Source organism: Mycobacterium haemophilum DSM 44634 (assembly GCF_000340435.2).
Classification (GTDB): domain Bacteria; phylum Actinomycetota; class Actinomycetes; order Mycobacteriales; family Mycobacteriaceae; genus Mycobacterium; species Mycobacterium haemophilum.
In genome coordinates, this window is record NZ_CP011883.2 from 1,059,046 (window position 1) to 1,084,520 (window position 25,475).

The 25,475-nt window shown below is 63.0% G+C and carries 26 protein-coding genes; 12 read left to right on the forward strand and 14 right to left on the reverse strand.

What is annotated here, in order from left to right:
* The first annotated feature begins 187 nt into the window (after window positions 1-187).
* The gene (locus B586_RS05055; RefSeq protein WP_156406714.1) at window positions 188-421 is read left to right on the forward strand and encodes a hypothetical protein; all 234 of its coding nucleotides are present in this window, start codon (window positions 188-190) and stop codon (window positions 419-421) included.
* Between the two features lie 299 nt (window positions 422-720).
* Window positions 721-1,368 (forward strand): response regulator transcription factor, encoded by a 648-nt coding sequence (locus B586_RS05060; protein ID WP_054880530.1) that lies wholly within the window; start codon window positions 721-723, stop codon window positions 1,366-1,368.
* 9 nt (window positions 1,369-1,377) lie between these two features.
* On the opposite strand, the gene B586_RS05065 is transcribed toward B586_RS05060, so the two are convergent.
* The 5 genes from B586_RS05065 to B586_RS05085 form a co-directional block, all read right to left on the reverse strand.
* Window positions 1,378-3,528 carry a prolyl oligopeptidase family serine peptidase gene (locus B586_RS05065; protein WP_054880529.1) on the reverse strand — a complete coding sequence of 717 codons (2,151 nt, stop codon included), beginning with the start codon at window positions 3,526-3,528 and terminating at the stop codon, window positions 1,378-1,380.
* 897 nt (window positions 3,529-4,425) lie between these two features.
* Window positions 4,426-4,974 carry a PPE family protein gene (locus B586_RS05070; RefSeq protein ID WP_054880528.1) on the reverse strand — a complete coding sequence of 183 codons (549 nt, stop codon included), beginning with the start codon at window positions 4,972-4,974 and terminating at the stop codon, window positions 4,426-4,428.
* Between the two features lie 57 nt (window positions 4,975-5,031).
* On the reverse strand, window positions 5,032-5,337 hold the full coding sequence (locus B586_RS19870) for a PE family protein (RefSeq protein ID WP_168162506.1): 306 nt from the start codon (window positions 5,335-5,337) through the stop codon (window positions 5,032-5,034).
* 195 nt (window positions 5,338-5,532) lie between these two features.
* Window positions 5,533-6,663 carry a PPE family protein gene (locus B586_RS05080; protein WP_054880526.1) on the reverse strand — a complete coding sequence of 377 codons (1,131 nt, stop codon included), beginning with the start codon at window positions 6,661-6,663 and terminating at the stop codon, window positions 5,533-5,535.
* 18 nt (window positions 6,664-6,681) lie between these two features.
* On the reverse strand, window positions 6,682-6,984 hold the full coding sequence (locus B586_RS05085; RefSeq protein WP_047313303.1) for a PE family protein: 303 nt from the start codon (window positions 6,982-6,984) through the stop codon (window positions 6,682-6,684).
* A gap of 164 nt (window positions 6,985-7,148) precedes the next feature.
* Here B586_RS05085 and B586_RS05090 point away from each other — a divergent pair, with 164 nt between their 5' ends.
* Window positions 7,149-7,307, forward strand: a complete 159-nt coding sequence (locus B586_RS05090) for a hypothetical protein (RefSeq protein ID WP_156166224.1) — start codon at window positions 7,149-7,151, stop codon at window positions 7,305-7,307.
* A gap of 167 nt (window positions 7,308-7,474) precedes the next feature.
* Here B586_RS05090 and B586_RS05095 read toward each other — a convergent pair whose 3' ends face one another.
* The gene (locus B586_RS05095; protein ID WP_054880525.1) at window positions 7,475-8,662 is read right to left on the reverse strand and encodes a sensor histidine kinase; all 1,188 of its coding nucleotides are present in this window, start codon (window positions 8,660-8,662) and stop codon (window positions 7,475-7,477) included.
* Between the two features lie 686 nt (window positions 8,663-9,348).
* Here B586_RS05095 and B586_RS05105 point away from each other — a divergent pair.
* Both B586_RS05105 and B586_RS19875 read left to right on the forward strand, forming a co-directional pair.
* Window positions 9,349-10,101, forward strand: a complete 753-nt coding sequence (locus B586_RS05105) for a 5'-methylthioadenosine/adenosylhomocysteine nucleosidase (RefSeq protein WP_047313299.1) — start codon at window positions 9,349-9,351, stop codon at window positions 10,099-10,101.
* Between the two features lie 144 nt (window positions 10,102-10,245).
* A complete protein-coding gene (locus B586_RS19875) occupies window positions 10,246-10,686 on the forward strand; it encodes a cupin domain-containing protein (protein ID WP_047317060.1) in 441 nt (146 codons plus the stop codon).
* Window positions 10,687-10,861: 175 nt separating this feature from the next.
* On the opposite strand, the gene B586_RS05110 is transcribed toward B586_RS19875, so the two are convergent.
* Entirely contained in the window at window positions 10,862-12,283 is a 1,422-nt protein-coding gene (locus B586_RS05110) for a phytoene desaturase family protein (protein ID WP_054880523.1), read from the reverse strand.
* 93 nt (window positions 12,284-12,376) lie between these two features.
* On the opposite strand from B586_RS05110, the gene B586_RS05115 reads away from it, so the two are divergent.
* Window positions 12,377-12,949, forward strand: a complete 573-nt coding sequence (locus tag B586_RS05115; protein WP_054880522.1) for an HdeD family acid-resistance protein — start codon at window positions 12,377-12,379, stop codon at window positions 12,947-12,949.
* A gap of 463 nt (window positions 12,950-13,412) precedes the next feature.
* On the opposite strand, the gene B586_RS05120 is transcribed toward B586_RS05115, so the two are convergent.
* Window positions 13,413-15,188 carry a nucleotide-binding protein gene (locus tag B586_RS05120; RefSeq protein WP_054880521.1) on the reverse strand — a complete coding sequence of 592 codons (1,776 nt, stop codon included), beginning with the start codon at window positions 15,186-15,188 and terminating at the stop codon, window positions 13,413-13,415.
* Between the two features lie 827 nt (window positions 15,189-16,015).
* Here B586_RS05120 and B586_RS05125 point away from each other — a divergent pair.
* On the forward strand, window positions 16,016-17,458 hold the full coding sequence (locus B586_RS05125; protein ID WP_047313295.1) for a GNAT family N-acetyltransferase: 1,443 nt from the start codon (window positions 16,016-16,018) through the stop codon (window positions 17,456-17,458).
* A gap of 181 nt (window positions 17,459-17,639) precedes the next feature.
* Here B586_RS05125 and B586_RS05130 read toward each other — a convergent pair whose 3' ends face one another.
* Together B586_RS05130 and B586_RS05140 are read right to left on the reverse strand one after the other, a co-directional pair.
* Entirely contained in the window at window positions 17,640-18,215 is a 576-nt protein-coding gene (locus B586_RS05130; RefSeq protein WP_054880520.1) for a PPE family protein, read from the reverse strand.
* 494 nt (window positions 18,216-18,709) lie between these two features.
* A complete protein-coding gene (locus B586_RS05140) occupies window positions 18,710-19,558 on the reverse strand; it encodes an SDR family oxidoreductase (RefSeq protein ID WP_054880518.1) in 849 nt (282 codons plus the stop codon).
* Window positions 19,559-19,847: 289 nt separating this feature from the next.
* Between B586_RS05140 and B586_RS05145 the strand changes: the two genes are divergently transcribed.
* Window positions 19,848-20,510 carry a sigma-70 family RNA polymerase sigma factor gene (locus B586_RS05145; protein WP_168162574.1) on the forward strand — a complete coding sequence of 221 codons (663 nt, stop codon included), beginning with the start codon at window positions 19,848-19,850 and terminating at the stop codon, window positions 20,508-20,510.
* Window positions 20,507-20,812: a mycothiol system anti-sigma-R factor gene (rsrA, locus tag B586_RS05150; RefSeq protein ID WP_054880516.1), complete on the forward strand. Its 306-nt coding sequence runs from the start codon at window positions 20,507-20,509 to the stop codon at window positions 20,810-20,812. Before B586_RS05145 ends, rsrA begins: the two co-directional genes overlap by 4 nt.
* Before the next feature lie 40 nt (window positions 20,813-20,852).
* On the opposite strand, the gene B586_RS22675 is transcribed toward rsrA, so the two are convergent.
* Entirely contained in the window at window positions 20,853-20,927 is a 75-nt protein-coding gene (locus B586_RS22675) for a 50S ribosomal protein bL37 (RefSeq protein ID WP_003416889.1), read from the reverse strand.
* A gap of 191 nt (window positions 20,928-21,118) precedes the next feature.
* On the opposite strand from B586_RS22675, the gene B586_RS05155 reads away from it, so the two are divergent.
* Entirely contained in the window at window positions 21,119-21,334 is a 216-nt protein-coding gene (locus B586_RS05155; RefSeq protein WP_047313487.1) for a biotin/lipoyl-binding carrier protein, read from the forward strand.
* A 49-nt stretch (window positions 21,335-21,383) separates the two neighbouring features.
* Complete coding sequence (locus tag B586_RS05160) at window positions 21,384-22,886, forward strand: sensor histidine kinase (RefSeq protein ID WP_047313289.1); 1,503 nt, start codon at window positions 21,384-21,386, stop codon at window positions 22,884-22,886.
* A gap of 57 nt (window positions 22,887-22,943) precedes the next feature.
* On the opposite strand, the gene whiB1 is transcribed toward B586_RS05160, so the two are convergent.
* Window positions 22,944-23,198 carry a transcriptional regulator WhiB1 gene (gene whiB1, locus B586_RS05165; protein ID WP_045842701.1) on the reverse strand — a complete coding sequence of 85 codons (255 nt, stop codon included), beginning with the start codon at window positions 23,196-23,198 and terminating at the stop codon, window positions 22,944-22,946.
* Between the two features lie 269 nt (window positions 23,199-23,467).
* Window positions 23,468-24,451 (reverse strand): diacylglycerol/lipid kinase family protein, encoded by a 984-nt coding sequence (locus tag B586_RS05170; protein WP_054880515.1) that lies wholly within the window; start codon window positions 24,449-24,451, stop codon window positions 23,468-23,470.
* Window positions 24,452-24,505: 54 nt separating this feature from the next.
* Between B586_RS05170 and B586_RS05175 the strand changes: the two genes are divergently transcribed.
* On the forward strand, window positions 24,506-24,970 hold the full coding sequence (locus B586_RS05175) for a hypothetical protein (RefSeq protein WP_082129324.1): 465 nt from the start codon (window positions 24,506-24,508) through the stop codon (window positions 24,968-24,970).
* On the opposite strand, the gene B586_RS05180 is transcribed toward B586_RS05175, so the two are convergent.
* A complete protein-coding gene (locus B586_RS05180) occupies window positions 24,922-25,404 on the reverse strand; it encodes a GNAT family N-acetyltransferase (protein WP_047313286.1) in 483 nt (160 codons plus the stop codon). The genes B586_RS05175 and B586_RS05180 overlap by 49 nt on opposite strands.
* Window positions 25,405-25,475 lie beyond the last annotated feature (71 nt).

Here is a 25,475-nt window from a genome sequence, read left to right on the forward strand (position 1 = left end):
AGCGGACTCGATACCGTAATCGGAGCGGCAACCCCGTTAGCCGGTGTCGACGCAGCCGCTGACGCTGACGTGCCGACCTACGTTGGCGCAGGCATAGAGGCTGCCCGCCGGATCTGGCGGGGGTGGGGGGGGAGTGGATTCGGCGGGCGGTGGGTAGTCGTTCGGTGCATCTGCGTATTGCTCGACCGTGCCAACGACATCTGTGCACCCACCCACCGTGACGTGGCGGGCGCCGACGCTGCCGCAGACATCGGCCTGGACGACGGCGGGGGCGGAGTTGTGGGAGGCCCCTGCAGTTGTGGCCAGCACCACCATCGAGGCAGCGGCCGATAGCCAACACCTGGTGCGCCGCCACGACCCGTTACGCCTCTGCTTGCCACTGTTGTTTGGCGAGGTGGTGTCGTTCACAGTGATTCCTTAGTGATTCCTTTGTGGATGGGCGACACGGTTTTGAGCCGGTGTTCGTCTCTCTGACCACTATCGGCTGGCGACGGCCGCAGACAGGTCGGACAAACACGGGATAGGGCGGATGAAATGTTGTCCCCTTTTTGGGGGAGGACAGTGAACTTTCGGCTGGACCAAGGCAACCTAGGTGACCAGCGACAACGCGCTCAGTAGTGGGCACATTGCCGCGCTGGTTGGTGAGGAGCAACAATATGTGGGCGCCCGTCCTCCCTGGTTGGGCCCAGCCAGCTTGTCAGAGAGCATTTGGAGCAGCCCATGGTCTATCGCACTGACCGGATCAGTGTCGTTGTGGCCGACGATCACCCGGTTACTCGCCAAGGTGTGGTGCGCGCCCTGGTGTCCAGCGGACGAGTGGAGGTCGTCGCCGAGGTTGCCGACGGCCGCGCGGCGTTGGCCGCCATCCGGGAACTACGGCCCGCGGTCGCCCTTCTCGACTACAAGATGCCTGGGCTGGATGGCCTTGAAGTTACCCATGCGATAACCCGTGATCGGTTGCCCACCCAGGTGGTGCTGCTGAGCGCGTTTGATGACAGTTCGGTTGTCTACAAGGCTTTAGCCGAGGGCGCTTCAGGCTACTTGACCAAAGAATCCGATAGCGACGAGATCATCGCTGCCGTGGTCAAATGCGCCGGCGGCGATGCGTACCTGCCCACCGGGTTAGCCGGGGGGCTGGCCGGTGAAGTTAAACAACGGGCCAGGGGAACGGCGGCGTTGTTGAGTGAGCGCGAGACCCAGGTGGTGGCGATGATGGCCGACGGGTTGTCGGTTCCGGAGATCGCGACGCGACTTCATTTGGCGCCCAGCACCGTTAAGACACATGTACAGAACCTGTACGAGAAGCTTGGCGTCTCGGATCGGGGTGCCGCCGTCGCCGAGGCGATGCGTCGTCGATTGGTGGAGTAACCCCGAACCTCACGTCCCCCGGTTTGGCCCATGCTCGAGCCCGGTGCGGTCACTGGGCTTTTCGGCGGTGTCGGGTGCTGTGAGCCCGGTATGTGCGGCACAAAAAGCCAGGGTATCGGCGTCTATGTTGATCAGCCTTGAGGCGGCGCGCGGGCCGTGGCCCACATGATCTTCGGTGCGCAGCAGGATCGGGTTGGTCGAGCTGGTGGCGTGTTGCAGCGCGGCGGTGAGTTTGCGGGCGTGCCCGGCGCCGACGCGGGCGTCGCGGCGGGGGCTGGTTAGCAAGACGGCCGGGAAGGCGGCGCCGGGTCTGACGTTGTGGTAGGGCGAGTAGCGCAGCAGCACGTTGCGGTCTTCGGTGTTGGTGGGATCGCCGAATTCTGCTGTCCATAAGGCTCCGGCTCCAAGTCGTGGATATCGGATCATGTCGGTGAGTGGGCTAGAGCAGACCGCGGCCGCGTAAAGGTGCGGGTCGCGGGTGAGTGCGACGGCGACGGTGAGTCCGCTGTGGGAGGTGCCGCGGATGGCCAGCTGGCGGGGGGTGGTCAAGCCGTTGCGGTGCAGCCATCGGGCGGCGGCGGCGAAGTCGCTGAAGGCTTTTGGTTTGTTGGTGCCGCGCCCCGCGGCATGCCACTGGCTGCCGTGTTCTCCCCCACCGCGAATCCCGGCGATGGCATAGATTCCGCCCGCCTTGACCCAGGCCAGCACCGAGGGACTGTAGGCGGCGGCGGCCGACACTCCGAAGCCACCGTAAGCGGACAGGATTGTCGGGCGCGGTCCATCAGTGATCCCGGTGGGCACGATCAGATAAATCGGTATGCGGGTGCCGTCGTCGGCGGGGTAGCTCACCCGATGCACCGTGACGGCCGGGCCGGCGGGCGACGGGACATCACCCGCATCGTCACGGTGGACGCGTCGATCCGCAAGGTCGAACCGATACACCGCCGCGGGGGTCATGAAGTCGGTGTAGAGAAACCAGGCTTGTCCGGAATCACCTGGGGCACTGGTCAAGTTGGTCAGTGTTCCCGGACCTGACCCCGGTGTTGGCGCATCGTAGAGGGGCTGCCCGTGCACGTCGTACAGCACCAGCCGCGGTTCCCCGGATCCGCTGCTGCTGACCAAGAAACGCAGCTGTCCGCGGCGGGGTTCGACCAGTGCGGTGCATCCAGTGAGCACGTGCCGCGGCGGCAGGGTGACCACGGTGCGCCACGCATCGCGGGTGGGGCGATCCGGATCGACGAGGCAGACTCGGCCAGCCGGTGCATCCCGGGTGGTGATCGCATACATCAGATTTCGTGGTCCAACTTTGAGCAGTGCCTGACTGCCATCCACGGTGCCGTCGTATACCTTCAGCAGCCGTGGGGCGCGGCTGTTCCCGTCGGCCAAGTCGGCTAAGTAAATCCTGTTGCCGGCCTGACCGCCAGCCATCGCGCTAATCACCAGCCACCGCTTATCGCCGCTGACCGTCACCGCCAACTGGCGTAGCGGGGTCTGGAACACCACCGCATCGGGCGTGGTCTGGTCGTCGAGACGGTGTACCCGGACCTGGCCAAGGCCCTCGGACCCCGAGTCGTGTACGTAGTAGTAGCCGGAATCGTCGGGCAGCCACGCGACCGGCGTCTGACGGCCGGGGTGAACCGGTCGACCGACTGGGTCGCCGGTGTCCACGTCGAGCACCCGCAACTCGGGCCGCTCGTTGCCGGCGCGCGACAACTGCGCGGCCACCAGCCGACCGCTCCACGAGGGGTGCCATGCGTCTAACGTGGTCAGGCCACAAGGATCGATTGCGGCCGGATCGAGCAACACCCGATCCGGACCCGAGCCCGCTGCCATCATGAGAATGGGCAGTTCTTGACCCGAACGGCGGCGCAGGAAAAACCGTCGCGGCCCCCGCACCACCGGCGTCGAGGTGACCGGGCTCATAACCGAACCGGCAGCTGTCAACTCGGCTACCACATCACCAAAAAATCCACGCAGCGACAACGACACCGCTGACGCCTCAAGAAGTTCAGTCTGTTCGTCTAGCCACCGCAGGCAGTGTGGGCTGTCGTCGTCCTCCAGCCACCGATACGGGTCAGGGATCACGGTGTCACCGAACTGGTCGGCATGACGGCTGCGATGTGCGCTGGGATAGCGGGTACTGCTGTGCATTTGGGTCATGTGAGTTCCGAATTCCGGCGAGGCGAGGAGCGGCGAATGGACCGCCCCTGGCCTGTGCGCTGGTTACTCAGCGTTCCCGTACCACAACGCGAGCTGCCAATCCGAGATCACAATGATCTCGTCCGCAGGACAGGCATACGGGCAGGCACGGTGCTGCTTTGATGCGGATTGTTTCATAACAGGATCTCCTTAACTCCGGAATTGGTTGTGGCTCATCGGTAAGCCACGTCGCAGATTGACAGCACCAGTCTGCAGGTCGACGTACTTGCGCAACATCCACCGATTGGCGTAATGGGGTGAGGAGATTGTCTCCACTCATTGACGTTCCTGTTCTTCCATCTGGAATCACTTCTGGCAGTGCCGCGGTACTCACCGCGGTTAGCTGAATTCGGCGTAGTTACTCTGCGTCTGGGTCATGTCGGTTGGCATGCCGGCGAGGAGCGGCCGCGTGGACCGCTCCTCGCCTTTGGCGCGTCAGTTACGCAGTGCCGTACAGCAGCTCGTGCTGCCAATCCGAGATCACAATGATCTCGTCGGCAGGATACTGCGGAACACTGGCGTAGCGGTGCCGCGCTGGTGCGGATTGACTCATAACAGAACCTCCTCAAATGCGAACTGGTGTTGGTCATCGATATAGCGAGGTGCATATCGACACCAACAGCCTGAACTCGGGGCTGTCCGAGCAACATCCACCGATCAGTGACGCCGCGTGATGAGCGTGCCTCCACCGATTGACTTAGCTGTTTTGCATCTGCGAAGCAGAGAAGTGTTGTTGTACAATGCCGTTCGGCACGTTAGCGGTGCGAACGCCTAATTCGGCTGCACCGTGGGCTCAGTGGGCTCAGTGGGCTCCATCGAGGCCGCCGCCATTGCTGGCATGCTCGGGTGTGGCGACGTCTAGACCAACTCGGCCTCGTTGGTGATCTCCGGCGGTTGCTGCCACGGAGTCAACTCCGACAACGCATCCAACACTTCGGCTGCATAGGTCTCCATCGTCATGGCGTCCTCGGCCCAGAACTTCAGATATTCCGCGTCGAGCTGGGCGATCGCCTCGGCGTATTCCCCGAACCGTTGGGACGCGATCAGCGCCATCCGCTGCTCGCGGTTATAGTCGATATCATCTGGATCCACCGCCGCCTTACACGCAGCGGCATAGGCATCCATGATGCGAAAAGCCACCGCGGCGGTCTCGGTGATTTGCCTGATGAGGGTAATCAGCCACGCCCGATACGGAGCGGCCGCCTGAGCCATTTGCATCGCAGCCGGGCCTGACCACTTCTCGTTCAGCAACGAGAGGACTTCCCCGAACAACCCAGGTGCGTAAGCCATCTGATCTGCCAGTTTCGCCCACTTGTTGGCGGCGGCATACATCGAGTCAGGACCCGGACCGCCAAAGATGTTGGCGGAGTTAACTTCTGGTGGTATTGCTTGAAAATTGTAATGCATCTCTGTGTTCGTTGTTCCTTCCGTCTGGTAACGACTGCTGCTGGGCTGGTAGCGCCGTCAACGAGAGCCGAAGGTATTGCCGTTGTCGATCTCGGCGGTTGAATACGCAGCGGCGCTGCTCGACAAGGCCTTGATAAACCGCAACAGAATCTCGGTGGCCGCAACGATGGTCTCCTCATACTGCGTCGCGTGCATCGCCAGGTACGCCGCCGCCTTGGTTGATACCGCGTCGGCAGCCGGGGGCAAGACAGCGTTCAGCACCGGGGCCGCCTCGTCATTGATCTCAACCGTCCGATCAACAAGGGTGTGCACCCCCTCGGCCGCTCGCGTCAACATCTCGGGGGCTGTGACTAGAAAAGGCATGCCAACTCTTCCTCCAAAACCCCGGCAATTTGCCAGGGGATGGTCAAGTAGACGTTTGATTGAGCCGTCAGCGTCGACGGAATTTGGTGGGGCGATTCGACCACCACTGCTCACAGTTAGCTGACGGGCTCCAATGCGCGGAACAAAGCACATATCTCGCTTATCTTGTCGCCCATCAACACTCGCTATGACCGGTTATCCGGCCGCCATGGGGCGTGCCATCACGGTAGGGCGGAACCCGTATCGCGGGGTCGCGTCGCTCTGACCGCCCCGACTGGCGCCCGTTGCCATCGGCATCCCGGTCATGCCTGCCGGCCCCGCTAGCCCAGCCATCGGGACGGCACCCAGGGTAGCTGGCAATCCCACGTCGCGGCTCATCGCCGGAGCCGCTGCAGCCCAGCTTGGCGGCACCGACAGCGTCCCCAGAGCAGCGGCCTTCCCCAAGCCCGCCGACACTGCGCCAGCCCCGGCGCCCACGGCCGCCGACCACGGCGCACCCGCCCCAGAACTAAGGCCCCCCACCGCCGACCCCAACGCCGGTGCGCTGGGGGGTATCAGCCCGGCCACAGTACTGATAGACGCCATGCACGTGCCCACAACCGATGAAGTCACGGCGACGAATGTCGTCATGTCGACCTCGAGTTGCAGAAGCTCCCCTATCGTCCATCGAAGCGGATTGGGTGACGCAAGCCGCTGCAGCGCCTGGGGTACCACGGACATCACCCGCGAGCCCTTCGACATGATCGCCTGTGTATGGGTTCCGGTCGACCCGGCGGCCGCCCGTCCGGCTAGCCCAGCGGGGCTGGCGGTCCGCGGCGGCGGGGTGAACGGTATCAATCTCGCTGCAGTGGTCGAAACACCGGCGTAACCGTACATAGCGGTGACATCCTGCGCCCACATCTCGGCGTAGTGTGCCTCGGTGGCTGCGATCGCGCGGGTGTTCTGACCGAGGACATTGGTCGCAATCAGCGACACCAACAAAACACGGTTGGCCGCGATCACCGGCGGGGGCACCGTCATCGCGAAAGCCGCCTCAAACGCGGCCGCGGCGGCCTTGGCCTGGACGCCCGCCTGCGCAGCCTGGGCAGCGGTGCTGCTCATCCACGCCGCATAGGCGCTGACTACGGACCTCATCGATATCGACGCGGGGCCCTGCCACGGCCCGCCGGTCAGCGCAGCGGTCACAGCGACGTAGGCGGCTGCCGCCGAGTCCAATTCGGCGGCCAATTCCTCCCAGGCTGCCGCGGCCGCCACCAGCGGTCCTGACCCGGGACCCACATACATTCTGGCGGAGTTGATTTCCGGAGGTAACGCTGCGAAATCCATGAGCTGCTCCGCTGGCCGTTAGCTGCTGGCCGCGATCGTATTCGCGGCCTCGGTGGCCGAGTACCAGCCGGCGCTGGCTCTCAGGGTCGCCACCAGCAGTTCATGAATCGCCGCGGCCTGGGCGCTGATCGCCTGGTACATCGCGGCATGCGCGACGAATTGCGCTGCGGTCAATGCCGATACCTCATCAGCTGCGGCGGGAATAAGCCCGGTCGTCGAGGCGGCCGCTGTGGCGTTCTGGGCACTGATCGCAGAGCCGATGCCTTGCAAGTCGCCGGCCGCTCTGGTCAGCGTTTCTGGTGTCGTCGTCACGAAGGACACGGAATTCTCCTTGATGAATCAGGTGGATGCCGACCATGAGGCTGGTGTGCGGTCACGCCGAAAAACCTTGTAGCTCTGCATAACCCAATGAAGGCTGCGCAGTCGGCAGCCACATGTCGGGGAACCTTCTTCGATTGAGACTGGCTCCGATCAAGGTGAGCATCATGGCGATAGGAGGGTTGCCCGCGCGGGACGCTGCCGATGTCATCGACTCGGCTCGCAACCGGCAGCGCATCGTCGATAAGACGAGCGAACGCAACGGAGTTAGCGGTACTTACAGTTGGTGTGATCGGATCCACACGACCACGGTGCCGCCGCGATAGGGCAATTCCCATCGGTTGACTGGCTAGAGCCACGGATGAATCTGTCTCCACCAAATGACGGAGGCAGCTGATCGAGGCCTCCTGGCATCGCTGCACACTCTGCCGTGCCCGGATCATTCGCGCGGCGGAGCCGCCGTCGCCGAGGCGATGAGGCGTCGACGTGTCGGTCAGCGCCGCAGCGGCAGCTCCACGCGTATGTGTGCCCCGACAGGTTCATCGATGACGCTCATCGTGCCGCCGGCGGCTTCCACTCGTGCTCGATGCGAAGCCAGACCGATGTGTCCCTCTGCGAGGTGGCGCGCCGCGACGTCAGGGGTGATGCCAATCCCGTTGTCTGTCACGTCGACACAAGCCTTGCCATCGATGACTGTCAGTACGACCGAGGCCGTGCTGGCGTGCGAATGACGGGCGACGTTGGACAGCAACTCGCGAATCACCCCGAAGAGGATCGGGTCGACAGCATTCGACTCCGAGTAATCAACGTCGGTTGTGATGGCCATGCCGGAGCGGTCCGCGGTGACGGCGGCTAGCTTTTGTACCGCGGCGGCCAATCCAACGTGGTCGAGGACTGCCGGGTGTAGCTCGAAGGTTGCCTCACGGAGTAGCCGGGAAGCGTCCTCGAGGCTGGCCAACGCACACTCGAGGGCCGCAGCCGGGGACGTTTTGAGGAAGTCGACGATGTCGCGACGGGCCGCCAGCACATCCTGCAGGGGTCCGTCATGGATCGATTCTGAGATCTGCCGGCGCTCCGCTTCCGAGGCAGTCATGGTTTGTGCAAGCAACTCCTCGCGCGAGGTGGTGAGTTTGGCCATTTCGTCGACATGTCGTAGCCGGAAAAGCACCACCAATAGGGCTGTGCAGCAGACAAATCCGTACATCAGCAGTATTAGTGCCGTTTCGGCCACGCCGAGGCGCCGGGCGATCACCGGATCTTGAAGCACCGATGCGCTGAAGACTCCGAACGTGCAGGCCAGCACGGCGGCGGCTCGTTGCCATGACATATCGACGGCCACCATGCGCGGCAGTAGCGCCATCACCATCAGCGGGATGTAGCCGCCCGCTGACAGCAGCTTGAAGCCGAACACCGCCGCGACGTCAACTAATGCGAGGATCAATAGTGAACTTTCGCCAGCAAACGAATGACTCGCGGTAGAAAACGCCACTATCAACGCGCACATCGCGACGCATGCGTAGACGCCAAGCAACACGGCTTGCTCAGGCCATCGAGTCGGGTCGGGTGCTATTAGCATCGCGCCGATCATGATGATCACGACGCCGACGCGAAGCGCGGACCCAGCTCGCAGGGAGCGCAACCGGTGCTTGCTGCGCACCTGCTCGACATCTGTGCTGCTCATTCTCTACCTAACATACGGCTATGCCCAACGGCTGCAGGTGTGGGAACGGAATGTTCATTACTATTCTTGCCATGTCTGCAACAGAGCCGGTTCTCGCCACCGTCGGTGCGGTGTTCCCGCTCGGCGGGACCAGCAGTCACTTCCGCACTCGAATCTTGCTGGCTGCAGCAACACACCCGGTGGCATAAGGGCCATTGGCCCACCGCGCTGGGCGCACCACGGAAGTTTCTGCTGCAGCCTGCCGTTTGTTACTGGCTGTCGTCAAACTGATGGGCTTACAAGGGGTCTGCGCCGCATCCGCAATCAACCCAGTCGTGATTGGCTTCCTTCAACTTGCCAGCATCGTCATCCCGCTTGGTCGCCTGGGCGGGGCTGGGCGTCGTCACGGGAAACTCCGATGGTGTACGTGCGGAACTCGTTTTTCTGCCCGGGCGCTGCAGGGACCTGATGCTCAGCGACGGCGCGACCAGTGTTGTCATCGTGGTAACCACAACCAGCCTCAGACTTGAGTTGACGTGGCAGCCAGCAGTTTTACTGCAACCGGGGGAGCACAATTCGTATCTCAGATGGGCTGAATGGGGGAGTGACTGCATTCGTCGCTCTGACACGATGTACGAGTTAGAGTTTCAACTCCCAATCAACTAGGACGCCATGCTCGCCGACGCGCAACCCCGCATAGTTGGCCCATGACGACCGGGCTTATCTGCGCGATTCCTCAGGAGCTCGCGCATCTGCGTCGTGCGCTTTGCCGCGTTCAAAGCCAACGGGTGGCCCAGGTCAGCTTCGATATTGGTGAGCTCGACGGACATCGGGTAGTGGTCGCTGGAGGGGGTATCGGCAAAGTCAACACGGCGTTGGCCGCCACGCTGCTGGCCGACCGGTTTGGTTGCCACGCAATTGTTTTTACCGGTGTTGCCGGCGGGCTGGACCCAAAGCTGCGTATCGGTGACGTCGTGATCGCTGACCGCGTAATACAGCATGACGCCGGGCTGATCGAAAGTCAGCGGTTAGGTGTCTACCAAGCTGGACATGTCCCTTTCATTAATCCGACTGAGCGGCTGGGGTATTCGGTCGACCTTGACTTGATGGGCCGCGTCAGACACCGCTTAAAAGATTTCGCCATGCCGTTATTGTCACGTGTTGCTGGTGGCCACAGCCAGCCATCACGAATGGCTTACGGCACCATCCTCAGCGGCGATCAGTACCTGCAGTGCGAAGTCACCCGCGACTCGCTGCAACGCGAACTCGGAGGGTTGGCGATCGAAATGGAAGGCGGTGCACTGGCTCAAGTCGGCGAATCCTTCGGTATACCTTGGCTTAACATCCGTTGCCTGTCCGACCTTGCCGGTTGCGACTCTCGGTTCGACTTCGCGGCGTTCGTTGACCACGTTGCCGTTGGTTCGGCTGCCATCTTGCGGCATCTGCTGCCAGTGCTGTGATCCAATAGCGTCGAGTCCGACGCGACCCGTTTGCGTCATCTCGTCGGAGGAGAACGATTCCTCCTGCTAATCATCCATTCGTCGGAATCTCTTGGAGCAGAATCGATCTACATTCACGGTATGTGGAAGAAGCCCTACATTACAGTGACTGAATTGCCCGACTGGGCTCAATGCCTGCAGCTATCTCCTCACCCCGAGGGTGGCTGGTTTAGAGAAACATGGCGCAGCGAATTAGAAATCAGCCAATCGGCCCTGCCCGCTGAATACGCTGGTCCACGCAGTGCCGGCACAGCCATTCTGTTCCTGCTGATGCCAGGTCAACAGTCCGCGTGGCATATAGTGCGCAGCGCTGAGCTATGGTTCTTCCACCGTGGCAGCCCACTCCTGTTGGAAGTAGGGGACAGACAGTGCACTGCCACAACACATGTGATGGGTGCCGATGTCCATGCCGGGCAACGCCCGCAACTGCTGGTTCCGCCTGGCTGTTGGCAACGTGCCCAACCACGCGACGACGAACCCACCCTCGTTAGCTGTGTCGTCGTACCTGGCTTCGACTTTACTGACTTCACCATGACACCTGCGTGAAGCGCAGTTGCTTACCGAGCTTGTTGCTGCGCTGAACTGCATCGCGATACCAGCCGGGCGGGAGCTGGTCCGTTGGTGGCTCGCGGCTGCAGCCGCACCGTCGCGAAGGTTGGACTTGGTGTCTGGCTAGTGTGATGCTGCCGAGGAAAGCGGCCTCGCTGGTTTCGCAGTGGCGTTATGCGTGCCGTGCCAGGTCGTTCAGCGCGGCTTGGGCGGCGTTGGCGCCGCACATTCCATGGGCTCCGGGTCCCGGTGGGGTAGCCGCTGAGCAGATGTACATGCCCGGTGCCCCAACAGCGTACGGCGACAGCGTGATTCGCGGCCCGAATACCAGCTGCCGAATGTCTTTGGCGCCGGTCATGATATCGCCGCCAACATAGTTATCGTTGTCGGTTGCTAGCTGCGTCGTTGTGCGGACTGTACAGCCGATAATGCGTTCTCGAAAACCGGGCGCGAACCGCTCGATCTGGGCAATGATCGCCGCGGTTGCGTCACCGGTATAGCCATTCGGGACGTGCGCATAACTCCATACCGGGTGAACGTTGCCCACCGAGCGTTGCGGATCGGCCAAATACTGCTGTCCAACGAGCACGAACGGCCGCTCGGGCATGCGTCCGGCGTGGATCTCGCGCTCGGTTGCGGCAAGTTCAGAGTAGCTACCGGCCAGGTGTACCGTGCCAGCCCGGTGGGCGTCCGGGTTGGTCCAGGGCACGCCGCCCTCGACGGCGAAGTCGACTTTGAATGCGCCGGGACCACGCCGGAACTTGGTGTACGCGCGCGAGATTCGGCGGGGAAGGCGGTCCGCCAGGATCGCGGCGACTGCACTCGGTGCCAAATCGAACATGGTGACGTCGGCTGGCGGCAGCTGTGCCGCTGTCTGGACCCGAACACCAGTCTCGATCTGGCCGCCCAGGTCGCTTAGCAGCGCCAGCATCGCGTTGGTAATCGCTTGTGATCCACCTTCGGCTACTGCCCAGCCGTGCCGGTGACCCGCCGTGATGATGCCAATTCCGATAGCGCAGGTCATCGGGTAGTGCAGCGGCCGAAAGGCATGGGCCGCAACACCACCGAACAACGCCCGCCCCTGTTCGGTGCGAAACAGCCGGGCGAACGTCGACGCGGGAAGCACGGTGGGTGCACCAAACCTGGCCAGCATCAGCGGATGGTGCGGGAACCGCAGCAGCGGCCGCATAATGTCCTCGGACAGTGCGTCGAACTGGGCTGCCGGATAGCCGAATACGAGTCGCCACCGGGATCCGTCGCGGCCGAGACTGGCCGCCGTCTGCGCTACCGAGCGGTGCAGCACCCCAGCGTTGCCGTCGTCGAGGGGGTGGACACAATCGATCTCCGGCCAACGCCAGGTGAGGCCGTATCGGTGCAGTTCGAAGCTGCTCAGGAACGGCGAGCCGACGGCCATTGGGTGGATCGCCGAGCAGTGGTCGTGCAGCAGCCCTGGAACGATGGCTTCGCTGCTGCGAGCGCCGCCGCCGACCTCGTCGGCAGCCTCGAGCACGGTGACCTGCAGGCCCGCCTTGGCCAGGGAGATGGCCGCGGCAAGCCCGTTGGGCCCGCCACCCACCACCAATGCAGTACTCATGCCAGCCGGCGCTGTTCGCGACGACTGTGCGCGATGCTGAATTGTGTCTCTGCGGACATTTCCTCTACATCGATTTTGGCTAATGATATTGGAATGACAACCACCGAAAAAACCATTTTCGAAGGTCCATTGCACCAGCTTGCTCGCAACGCGTGGCAGTTGCTACTGCTCATTGGTGTCCTGGCAGTGGCACTCGGCGTCATAGTGCTGGCCTGGCCAGGCAAGACACTGGTGGTAGCGGGTGTCCTGTTTGGCATCTACTTGGTGTTTTCCGGAATTGGGTATGTGTTTGCCGCTTTCGGCACGCACGCCGGCGCCGCCATGAGGGTGCTGGCATTCATTGGCGGCATCGTATCGCTGGTGTTGGGATTCTTTTGCTTCCGCGACAAACTCGAGTCGATCATGCTGTTGGCCCTGTGGATCGGCATCGGCTGGCTGTTCCGCGGCATGACCATCCTTGCTGCGGCGCTGTCTTTCGACCATATGCCTGCACGCGGTTGGCAGGCGCTCTCCGGCCTGATCATCGTGATCGGCGGCGGGGTAATGATCATCTCGCCGCTCAATTCGATTGCGATCTTGACTCTGGTCGCCGGCTGCTGGCTGATCGTGATCGGCATCATGGACGTCATCACGGCCTTGCAGGTTCGCGGCCGACTCAAGGCGTGACCCCGCGACGAGCCGACTCAGGCCGATAGGAGACTCCTGAATTCGTGGGCGGGGCGGGTGCATGGGCGGCGCTGGGCAGGTTCGCCGCCTCACGCCTTGACGAAGCAGCACATCTCGTAGGAGATCTTCCCGCTTTGCAGGTTCCGGAGGGTCCTCGAAGGCAATGCGGTCAGGATAGTGCAACCCCGGCCAGGAATTTTCCATCTTGATCCCGCGCATAACCTCCGCATTGATCACCCTTTGCGAAAGCATCCGCATCGGGGCGTCGGCCAGCGCCGCCTTCCATTCGGCGATACGGCCGCGGGGTCGGAAATCGGCGTACAGGAAATGTCCTCCCGGGCTCAGCACGCGCGCCACTTCGGCGAGGAAACGCGGCAACTGAGGTGTTCCTTGCCGTTGGCTTTCCGGTTGCTAGCCCGTTATCGGGTACGCCCGGCGAGTCCGCGGCAGCACGTTGTCACGATCAACGAGCCGTCGTCTCCACCTGACGTATCGTTTCGATCCAGGTTCCCAAACCGTCCTCGTCGCGCGGCTGTGCTCGGATGACCGGATAGTGTTGTGCCACACCCCCAACCAATTCCATCAGCGCGTCCCGTGTCTTTCGTTTGAGGGAGGTGTACTCCACGGCCAAACCGGTGGCCAGATGCGGGTCATAGGGTATCCGATAGAAGTCCGGGACCCGCTTCCTGAATTGGTTTTCGACGATTCCGAAATCCACAAAGGGCTTGGTTTTCCGAATGGCGTTGAGAACTACCACCGTGTGCTGAAGCAACCTGGCAGGCGCATGTGCATCCAGCCAGTCCAGGGTGGCTAACGCCCCTTCGACACCGCGCACGTCGTCGGATGCCACCACAACCAGGCCAGTGACACTGCTGACGATCTTGCTAAACAATGGCCCATTGACCGGTGTGCCGCAGTCAAGCAATATCACGTTGCAGTGATTGTCCAGCATCTTCATCGCGGTCTCGTAGTCATCAGGACCAAGCCGGTATGTGGACCGCGGATCATTCTGGGCACCAAGCATTTCTAGCCGGTCGTTGTTCATCACGGTGTGTACACGCACATCCGCGTAGCGTTTGGCATTCCGTGCTGACACGAAATGTTCGATGTTGGTCTGCGGCCCACCGCGCTCACTGAATCGTGCCGAAAGATCCCCCAGATCGGCATCGACATCGACGGCGATCACCCGATCGCCGCGCAGCCGGGCCATGGCATTGCCCAGCGCCACCGTGATCGTGGTCTTACCTACACCGCCCTTGGCGGAGACGAACGCTACCTTGTGGACATCGGACAATGGAGCGCAGATACGGCGATTCAACTCATTGGTCTGCTCGGCCTTGGCGCTTGGTTCCGGATTTACCCGCCCTAAAGTCGCCTTGGTCACGAACTTGCGCCAACCCTCCCCGGCTGCAGGACGCCGGCGAGCCACCAGGAGATCACGTCCGTCGTCGTAGGGATGCCGAAACGTGGTCGGTTGCGGGCGGCTAGCCGGCTCGGCCACGGGTGCCGTCGGGACATCGCTGACGGGCGCAGCGGTGAGTGCGGCCCTGGCCGCGTCATCGTCGCCCAGTTCTCGCAGACACCACGCCCTGGTGAGCGCCACGTCGGCGGCCACCTGAGGGTTGGTGGTCGAGACTTTTTCGGTGAGCTCCAACGCGAACTGGAACTGGCCCAAGTTCGCTGCGGCGGTTGAGGCGAGCGCCGCCACGGCGTCGCTCAGCTCACGACCATCATCGGTGTCGCTGCTCGGCGGCGGCACCTCAGCAACCTTCAAAACGTTAGACCAGGAGCGAGTCTGGTGGAACAGCGTTGCCATGACGAACTGGCGGGCTAGGGCCGCGTCATCGTCCTCGGTGACGACCGGGTCATCGAGAGCTACTGACGCTTCCTCGTAACGGGCTGCGGTAATCAGTCCGCTGGCGTATGCAAGCCCGATCGTGGCCCGCGACCACGTCGTCAACGTCAGATACATCGGCGCAGCGATCTCGGCGCGCAGATCACCGTCTTTGAGCCCGACGCGGCGGGTTTCGGAGTACAACGCTTCCGAGTGCTGGTGGGCTCCGGCCAATGTGTCGAGATCATGATCGCCACAGGCCAGGCGCCCCAACCAGCTGTCGGACATGTCGGGGTTCTCAACGGTGAGACGAGCGAAAGCGGCCCCAGCGCTGGCCTTGTCTCCGGACTGGTAGCTGGCGACGGCGGCGTCGAACATGGTGCGCCGTTCTCTAAACGTAGTCATTGGCTATTGCTCCTGGTCAATGGTCGGCTGCAGAGCCTACTGCAATGGCACCGAGTTCGCAGACACGCCCGTTGCCTGGCCTGACTGGTGCTTGTCGCGGCTTGCTGGTATAAGCCAACTCCGTAAGCCCAGTCCGATCGTCGCATAGGACGTGTGCGCTTGTCGCGCCCCGGTATGCCGTTGATGCGGGCGGGGCATCTTCGGTTCCCACATATCGTGGCGGGCGTTGTCCGCGGGTTACCGCGATGCGGTGGGACTCTTCGGTTTGGCTCGGTTTGGCAGGGCCAGACGCCGCGGTGGCCGTCTGCCGGCAGCCGGTGGGCGTGGTTGTGTCGCGCGCTCTGCTTTCGCCGCGGGGTCGGCCGCCGATGGCCCGGTGGACCCGGCGGGTGGGTACCCCGGGTATCGGGTCAAGACCTTTGCGTCGTCGACGGCCGACCGCTCGAGGTCCCGGCAATGTGCATGGTGTTGCGTGTGTGGCAATCGGGTAAGCAAGACACACCGTAATGTGACTCATGTCATAAATTCATCGATTGATCAATCCGCGAGTTTGCATCGCTAGCGTCAGCGGGTCGGCGAAAAGCTAGGTGATGGACGCCGGTGGCGAGCAGCTGTTTGTCACCTCAGCTCGGACAGACGTCACCTCGGCGGCCCACTGCTGGGTCATCGGTGGTCGAGCCGACGGCGTTGTCTCGCGGTCGACATTGCTTGTGCGACAACAATTGCGACGTTGCTCATCAGTCGGCGCCGCCGTGTGAGGGGTCACGCCGAAGCGGACCGGCAAATATTGGATTGTTCGCGGACGGCTGCACCGCGACAATCGCCGGGTGTGCGACAAAGAACTATCAGATGGCACTGTCACCCTGTCGCCGTTGCGCCTCGACGATGTTGAGGCGCAGCTGGCCGGCGAGGACGACCGGCTGGTGCGTTGGCTTACTGGTGGGCCCGCTACGCGGCGAGACGTCGAAGCGTACATCCGGCATTGCCGCGAGCAGTGGGTAACCGATGGGCCGCTGCGGTCCTTCGGCATCCGCATTAGAGCCGGAGCGACCCTGGTCGGAACGGTTGATCTGCGGTTTGAGGGCGAGGGGCTGGGTAGCGGGCAGGTTAACGTCGCGTACGGGCTCTATCCCGCTTGGCGGGGGCACGGACTGGCCACCCGTGCGGTCGACCTGGTGTGCCGGTACGCGACCGAACACGGTGCGACCGAAGCGGTGGTCAAAGTGGAGCCAGAGAACGCGGCGTCGGCCAAGGTTGCGCTGCGGGCCGGCTTCGCCTTCGTGCGGCAGATCCGCGAGCAGAGCGGAACCGTTTTCGATCGTTACGAGCGCGTGCTGTGGAGCAGCCCGGGGACCGAGGATGATGCGCTCGGGGGCGGCAAAATGCATGCCGATGAGGTGCACATCGACGAGCACCTGGTGCGACGTCTGCTCTGTATGCAGTTTCCGCGGTGGGCGCATCTGCCCGTCGCACGGGTCCGCTCTGCGGGCACCGACAACGCCATGTACCGGTTGGGCGAGGACATGGCGGTGCGCATCCCGCGCATTCACTGGGCCGTCGAGAGCCTGCAATCCGAGCAACGGTGGCTGCCGTGGATCGCTGCGCAGCTTTCGGTCGATAGCCCTGTTCCGGTCGGGCGGGGTACGGCAACTGACGAGTTCGGGTGGCCGTGGTCGGTTTGTCGGTGGGTTCCAGGTGAGAACCCGACGGTCGGCGAGCTCGCTGAACCAGGCCCACTCGCCCGGGACCTGGCTTGCTTCATCACCATTCTCAGAGCAATTGACCCCACGGACGGTCCGACCGCGCGTCGGGGTGCGCCGCTGGCGGAGATGGACGAGGAGGTGCGTGCCGCGCTGGTGGCCCTGGACGGGCTTATCGACACCGGCGCGGCAACTGCGGCGTGGGCGGAAGCCCTGCGGGTTCCCCCGTACCCGGGGCCCGCGATGTGGTTCCACGGCGACTTGTCTCGATTCAACATCCTGACTGCGCGAGGACGCTTGACCGGCGTCATCGATTTCGGCCTGATGGGCGTGGGCGACCCCAGCGTCGACCTGATCGTCGCGTGGAACACACTGTCCGCGCCCGCCCGTGAGCAGTTCCGCACCGCTGTCCACGCCGATGACGACAGCTGGGCCCGCGGCCGGGGCAGGGCACTTGCGATCGCCTTGATCGCGCTGCCGTATTATCAAGACACGAACCCGTTTTTAGCGGCCAGCGCCCGGCACGCCATCCGGGAAATCCTTGCCGACTTCCAGGCGAGATTGGTTTAGGCCCGATTGCCCCTGCTCGCGCCACGCTCGGCGGCGACGGTTACGGCGGGCCACCAAACTCTGCTCAGTCACCTCGGTGGTGATTACGGCGGCCAGGTCTACCGCTGCATCGCTTCTTTGTCCCAGAGCTGGCCGCGACCTGAACCTGTTGCGCCACTGACGAATCGTCGCTCGGTCAGCGTCAATAACGGCGGATATAGCTGATGATCGTCGGCGCGTCCGGAAATAGGTACGCTTGCTCCGTCGTTTCCCTCGCGGTGCGTACGTAGTCTAGCCTTGCCGTGCCGTTTTTGATCTTGTGGCCCTGGTACGTGGTCTCGTTTTCCGCGATCGCCGCAGCGTTTATGCCGCCGAAATTGTCACCAACCAATTTCGCTTTCTCGTTGGCGAGCCTCTGGAGCTCGTGCAGGGGCGTCATCGCGTTAAGCGCAGTCTCATAGGCCGCCTTGACCGTGAGGATTCGGTCGGCGGTGTCGTTGGCAATCCCTGAGGCGCGGCTCAGCCAACTCATAAACGGTTTGACCGTCGTGACCAGCCGTTGCGCCGCTTCACCCTGCCACCCCACTTCGAGCTTCGCCAGAACGCGAGCAATGATGCGAGCTGCTTCGATCAGGCATTGGGACAATGCCCGCCACTCCGCGGCGCTGTCCTGCATGGCGTAAGTACCTGGACCGTCCGCCAACGCATGGAAGTTAGCCTCCGGCGATTCCTGTGTGTAATCACAGAGCTTTCGTTGTTCACCCTGGACGTTAGCCACGGGCTATTCCTCTGTGTAATCAACGTACCTTTTCATTTCTTGTTCCTTATCGGCTCGCCACGACCGCTGTTGCCGGGTGTCGATGTGTGCTGTGCTGGTCTTGCCTGCAGCTAGATCAGTCCAGGTCTGTGGTGTTGGTGTCCTCGGTCATCAAGTAATCTTCTGCAAGCCATCGGCTCGATGGCATCGACCCCGCCAGCGTGTAAGTCGGTAGCGAGGTTGTACAGCGCATCGGCCGCTTGCCTCAACTCCGCGGGGTCTACGGTCGAAATGAGCATGCCGACTTCATTCCTCATTAAAAAAGCCGAGCAAATTGCCAGGGGATGGTCAAATACCGTTGGCCGGTACTGCTGGTCTCGCCGGCGCTGGCGGTCAGCACTTGACCGCTATCATCACAGTGATGCGACGGCCGTCATAGAGTTAAATGACTCAAATTGCCGGAGTTTAGTGTGCTCAGTGCGCAGTGTTTTGAACACCTCGCCGCGCTCACCTGTTTAGGGCTGGGTGTAGCCCGGCGGGTTGACCTCGTCCACCCACAGGTCGACGCCGAGTTGTCCACCCGGTACGCAGTCGTAGACCGACAAGTCGGTGACGCCGGATTCCACCAGCACGTCCTCGCACAGCACGGAGTTGCCGGTGTACTCACGGGCCGGCTTGTTGAAGATCGTGTAGGCCGCATCGGCGTACACCTCGGGCTTGCGGGCCCGCGCCATCGCCTCGTCGCCGCCGAGCAGGTTCTGCACCGCGGCGGTGGCCACCAGCGTGCGCGGCCACAACGTGTTCGACGCGATGCCGGCGTCACGCATCTCCTCGGCGATCCCGAGTGCGCACAGTGTCATGCCAAACTTGGCCATCATGTAGGCCGTCGGCGTCAGCCACTTCTTGTCGAGCAGTACCGGCGGCGACAACGTCAGGATGTGCGGGTTCTGGCGGCCCGCCATGTGCGGGATACAGGCTTGCGACACCGCGTATGTGCCGCGCACCTGGATGCCGTTCATCAGGTCAAAACGCTTCATCGGCACCTCGGTGATGGACCCCAGGTTGATCGCCGACGCGTTGTTGACGCAGATATCGATGCCGCCGAACTGCTCGACGGTCTTGGCCACCGCGGAGGTGACGGAATCCGGGTCGCGGATGTCCCCGACGATCGGTAGTGCCTGGCCGCCCGCGTCTTCGAGCTCCTTGGCCGCGGTGAAGACCGTGCCGGGCAGCTTAGGGTGCGGCTCAGCGGTCTTGGCGATCAGCGCAATATTGGCGCCGTCGCGCGCGGCCCGTTTGGCGATCGCCAGGCCGATACCGCGACTAGCGCCCGAGATGAACATGGTCTTGCCGGTGAGGGACATGGCTCAGACTAACGCCGTCGTCGATATGGCTAGATTGCGGGACCTGGAAATAGCGTGGTGGCTAGCGCTGTTGACTGATGCGGTTTCTGCAGCTGAATCTGCTAGGCACAGACAGCAGCGGACCCACGAAGACACTGTCGGTCCCAGCCTTTAGATTAGGAGGAGGAGTTTGGTGTCAACTGCGATGAGCCTGTTGGGCGGGGAGCAGTTGAATCGCTTCTTTGCGAGTCCGGTGTGGCTGCCGGCGCTGTCCGGTGTCACCGCAAACGAAGGGACCGGGTTAATCGAGATGGCCGACTTCGAAGATGGCCGAGACGGCGCGAGCGGGTCGGAGGTTCTGCAGCCTGGGCCGCCAGAGGAGACCGACGAAGAGCTGACGGCGCGTTTCGAGCGCGAGGCGATTCCCTTGCTGGATCAGCTTTATGGCGGTGCACTGCGCATGACGCGCAACCCCGCCGATGCCGAGGACCTACTCCAGGAGACGATGGTGAAGGCCTACTCGGGATTTCGCTCGTTCAGCGCGGGTACGAACCTCAAGGCGTGGCTATACCGGATCCTGACCAACACGTATATCAACAGCTACCGCAAGAAGCAGCGCCAACCTGCGGAGTATCCGACCGACGAGATCACCGACTGGCAATTGGCGTCGAACGCCGAGCATTCCTCAGTCGGGCTGCGCTCGGCTGAGGTCGAAGCTCTTGAGGCGCTGCCGGACACTGAGATCAAGGAAGCGCTGCAGGCATTGCCGGAAGAGTTCCGGATGGCGGTCTACTACGCCGACGTTGAGGGTTTCCCCTACAAGGAGATCGCCGAGATTATGGATACGCCGATTGGGACCGTGATGTCGCGGCTTCATCGCGGCAGACGTCAGCTGCGCGGTCTGTTGTCCGAGGTGGCCAAGGAGCGGGGCTTCATCCGCGGCCCGCAGGCGCCCGAGGAGGTGTCGTCATGAGCGAGTTTTCCGGCCCAGACGGCCCCGGCGTCGAGGACAGCGATTCTCATGGCAGCGTCGGCTGCGCGGAAGTGATCGCCGAGATATGGACCCTGCTTGACGGTGAATGCACCGCCGAGATTCGTGAGAGGCTGCGCCGGCATCTGGAGGCATGCCCCGGATGCCTGAAGCATTACGGGCTGGAAGAGCGGATCAAAGCGTTGATCGCGATGAAGTGCAAAGGCGAGAAGGCTCCCGAAGGCTTACGGGAACGCCTCAAGCTCGAGATCCGCAAAACCACGATCATCCGTGGTATGCCGTAGCGGTCGCGCTAGCGGTGATTCCCAGTTCCTGAGACCGCGGTCAGGAATTGGGTCGTTTGCCGTGGTTGGCTTTGCTGTACTTGCGGTCGCGCTTTTTGCGGCCTCGCTTGGCCATGGGAAACCTCCGTCGTTGCATCGATTCCGGGCGCTCGGCACCCGTCACGTTGTTGTTTAGTGTCTCACGGGGCGCCACTAGCCCGCGCGCCGCGGTCGCGACTCGTCTTATGGTTCGATATACATGAGCCTGATCAAGCTTGAGATACCAGCAGCCAGCATGCGCCAGTGGCCGAAACGAGTGGGGTGAAGATGGCCGAGGATGTTCGCGCCGAGATCGTGGCCAGCGTGCTCGAAGTCGTTGTCAGCGAGGGAGACCACATCGGCAAGGGTGACGTCGTGGTTCTGCTGGAGTCGATGAAGATGGAGATCCCCGTCCTGGCTGAAGTTGCCGGCACCGTCAGCAAGGTGAGCGTGTCGGTGGGCGATGTGATTCAGGCCGGCGACTTGATTGCCGTGATCAGCTAGCCGTTGAAGTCGTCGTATCTGCTGCCGAGAACCGTTCCGGGAGTGACTGATGTCCACTCTCGGTGATCTGCTTGCTGAGCACACGGTGCTGCCGGGCAACGCCGTTGACCACCTGCATGCGGTGGTCGGGGCGTGGCAGCTGCTTGCCGATCTGTCGTTTGCCGACTACCTGATGTGGGTTCGCCGCGATGACGGGGTGCTGGTCTGTGTCGCGCAATGCCGGCCGCATACCGCGCCGACGGTTCTGCAGACCGATGCGGTGGGTAGCGTCGTAAGCGCCGATATGCTGCCGCTTGTCGCTGAGACATTTGCCTCTGGCGCCGCTCAGCAGGAAGGCGCTGCGGGTCAGCAGCATTCATGGTTGCCCCTCGGTCCGCACGTCGCGGCTTCTCCGGTCCGGTACGGCGACCAGGTGGTCGCGGTGCTGACGCAGCACCAAATCGAACTGGCCGCGCGCCGCCGGCCCGGCAATTTGGAGATCGCCTACCTGGCGTGCGCCACGGATCTGCTGCACATGCTGGCCGAGGGCACTTTCCCCGACGCGGGGGACGTGGCCATGTCACGTTCTACCCCGCGGGCAGGCGACGGTTTCATCCGCCTCGATCGCAACGGTGTTGTCGCCTTTGCCAGCCCCAACGCGTTGTCGGCTTTCCACCGGATGGGCCTGACTGCCCAATTGCAGGGCCGCAATCTGGTTAAAGTCACTCGGCCGCTGCTGTCGGACCCCTTCGAGGCGCAGGAGGTGGCCAAGCATGTGCAGGACTTGCTAGCCGGCGGGCCGAGCATGCGAGTGGAAGTGGAAGCCGGTGGAGCCACGGTGCTGCTGCGGACGCTGCCGTTGGTGGTGCATGGCTCAAGCGTGGGCGCGGCCGTGCTGATTCGGGACGTCACCGAGGTGAAGCGTCGTGACCGCGCGCTGATCTCTAAGGACGCCACGATCCGGGAAATACACCACCGGGTCAAGAACAACCTACAAACTGTCGCGGCGCTGCTGCGGCTGCAGGCCCGACGGATGGCCAACGCCGAAGGGCGGGAAGCGCTGATCGAGTCGGTACGACGGGTGTCGTCGATCGCGTTGGTGCACGACGCGTTGTCAATGTCGGTGGACGAGCAAGTCAACCTCGACGAGGTCATCGACCGGATCCTGCCGATCATGAACGATGTGGCATCGGTGGACAGGCCGATCCGGATCAACCGGGTCGGCGATCTGGGCGTGTTGGACTCCGACCGTGCCACGGCACTGATCATGGTGATCACCGAGTTGGTGCAGAACGCGATCGAGCATGCATTCGATCCGGCGTCCCAAGAAGGGTCTGTGGCGATTCGTGCCGAGCGTTCGGCGCGCTGGCTCGATGTTATCGTGCACGACGACGGCCGCGGGCTACCTCAAGGATTCAACTTGGAGCAGTCAGACAGCCTGGGCCTGCAAATCGTGCGGACCTTGGTGTCCTCCGAATTGGACGGCTCGTTGGGCATGCGTGAAGCCGCCGATCGCGGCACCGATGTGGTGCTGCGGGTGCCGATTGGTCGTCGGGCCCGGTTGGTGCTATAGGGTGCACGCAACAATGCGGCCCCGACGATTGTCGAGGCCGCACTGGTCTGAACTGGGTCAGACCCCGCTGCGGGCCTTTGTCCGGGCGTTGCGACGCTTCAGTGCTCGCCGCTCGTCTTCGCTCATGCCGCCCCAGACGCCCGAGTCCTGGCCTGTGTTGAGGGCCCAGGCTAGGCACTCTGTGGTGACCGGGCACCTATTGCAGACCAGTTTCGCGTCAGCGATCTGCGCGATCGCCGGGCCGCTGTTCCCTACAGGGAAGAACAGCTCCGGATCTTCGTCGCGACAGACCGCCTTGTGGCGCCAATCCATACTTTGTTACTCCTTACCGTTTGCGCAGCAAGGCGCACGGGCATTTTTCTTCGGCTGTTAACGCGTGCACAAGAAAGGTTCCGTACCGCTACGCAATCTCTGCGTGCAACCTTTCGATCGTTTCACAGGCACAACAGATGTCAATAGTGTGAGTTGGCTCGTGGGCAATCTCACTTTGACCGTTTGGTACCCAAGTCCTTACATCGTTGTACTACACTGCCGCGACTTCGCCGGCAAATTACCTTGCCGGGCGTGCATCAGGTGCTTGATTAGTGCAGGTCAGATACGGTTTTGGCGGGCGGGGCGACGACCTGCAGCGCGTTCGGAACCGCCCGGAACGTCATGGTTTCGCGCACGCCGAGATAATCCCCGTCGAACTGGCTGGCGATTGGGGCCCCGGTGGAGGTGACTCGCAGGCAAGGCACGTCGTCCGCGGTGATGAGGTGCTTGAACGTGAGCTTGGGCTGTTTGGCGAACATCTGCCGGACGATTCTCAAGGTGGGGATCGGCTTCATATTGGTCGGGGCGAACACTCCCAGCCCAGAGTCAAAGCTGCATCCGGGATTGGTCCACACTGGTCGGTCGTTCGCGTAGGTCCATGGACTCGAGTTGGACACGAAGATGAAGCTCACCCCGGTTATCGGTTCGCGGCCGGGAAGTTGCAGCGTGAGGGTAGGTTCGCGGCGCGTGTAGCCCCACACGGCGGGTACCGCCGCGCGGATATAGCGCCATGGTGTGACTTTGCCGCCCTTGTCGCGTTCGGCCTCGACCGCGGCTACTACCTCGGCGTCGACACCCATTCCGGCGTTGAACACGGCCCACCGTTCGCCACAGTCGATCAGCCCGATGCGGCGCCAGGTCGCCGAACGCCGGTAATCGTCGAGTAGCTGGATGAGCTGGTTGGTGGCAGCGATCGGGTCGCGGGAGATGCCTAGCGAGCGGGCTAGCACATTCGCCGAGCCGCCAGGCACCACGGCGACCGCAGGCACCCGGCCGGTGGGCCCCGGACCGTGGGTGTCGGGGCGGCCGAGTAAACCATTGACCACTCCGCTGACCGTGCCGTCGCCGCCGTGTACGACGACGAGGTCCACTCCGTCTTCAACGGCTGCTTGTGCGAGCTCTGTACCGTGACCCCGGTGGTTGGTGTGCTCAACGGTGAGTTCAAGGCGGCTCTGGAGCGCGTGCGCCAGCAGGTCACGACCGGCTGGTGTGGTCGACGTGGCTGTTGGGTTGACGATCAGCACGGCACGCATGACGCATGAGCTTAAAGCGTGGGGCTCGGGGGTACGCGTGACTACGCTGACGCTGTGACACTCCCTCGCAAGCGGGCGGTTTCCCCACGCGCTCCGGCCGCCGTGCGGGGTGCGGGACTAATTGTCGTGGCGCAAGGCGCGGCCGCGCTGATGGTGGCCGCGGCGCTGGTGGTTCGCGGGCTCGCCGGCGCCGATCAGCACGTCGGCGGCGGCCCGGGAGGCCTTGCCACGGCGATGTGGTTCGTTGTGGTCGGCGCTGCGGTGCTTGCCGCCGGATGTGCGTTGCTGGTTGGCAAGCGCTGGGGCCGCGGGCTGGCGGTGTTCACCCAATTGCTGCTGTTGCCTGTCGCGTGGTACCTCGTGGTCGGGTCGAATCAGCCGGCCTTCGGATTCCCACTGGGAATCGTGGTGCTGACCGCATTGATATTGCTTTTCAGTCCGCCGGCCGTGCGCTGGGCCGCAGGTCGCGATCAGCGTGGCCCGGCCAGTTCAGCCAGTCGCGGGCCGGACAGTCGGTAGGTGGTCCACTCGCGCTGCGGATGTCCGCCGATCCCGTCATACAGCGCGATGGCGTCGGAGTTCCAGTTCAGCACCGCCCATGACAATCGGGTGTGGCCGTTGTCGAGGCATTCAGCCGCCAGCGCCGACAGCAGCGCACGAGCCAGGCCGCGGCGGCGAAACCTCGGTCGTACGAACAGATCCTCCAGGTAGATACCCGCAACGCCGTCCCACGTGGAGAAGTTACGGAACCACAGCGCCATCGCGGCGAGTTCACCGTCAACTTCGGCAACGTGCCCTTGAACGGTTGGCGAACTGCCGAAAAGCGCTGCAGAAATTTGTGTTTCGGTGACAGTACAGTGATCGGCAGCGTGCTCGAATTCGGCCAACGCGTGGATCATGGCCGTAATTTCTGCGGCGTCCTCTGGTCTGGCGCGGCGGATGGCTATGTTCATGAGCGCCGCTCTCCCCGGCAAGCGGGAGGTGCCCCCACCTCATCTCTTCGTTCTGCATCGTCGCCGGCGCG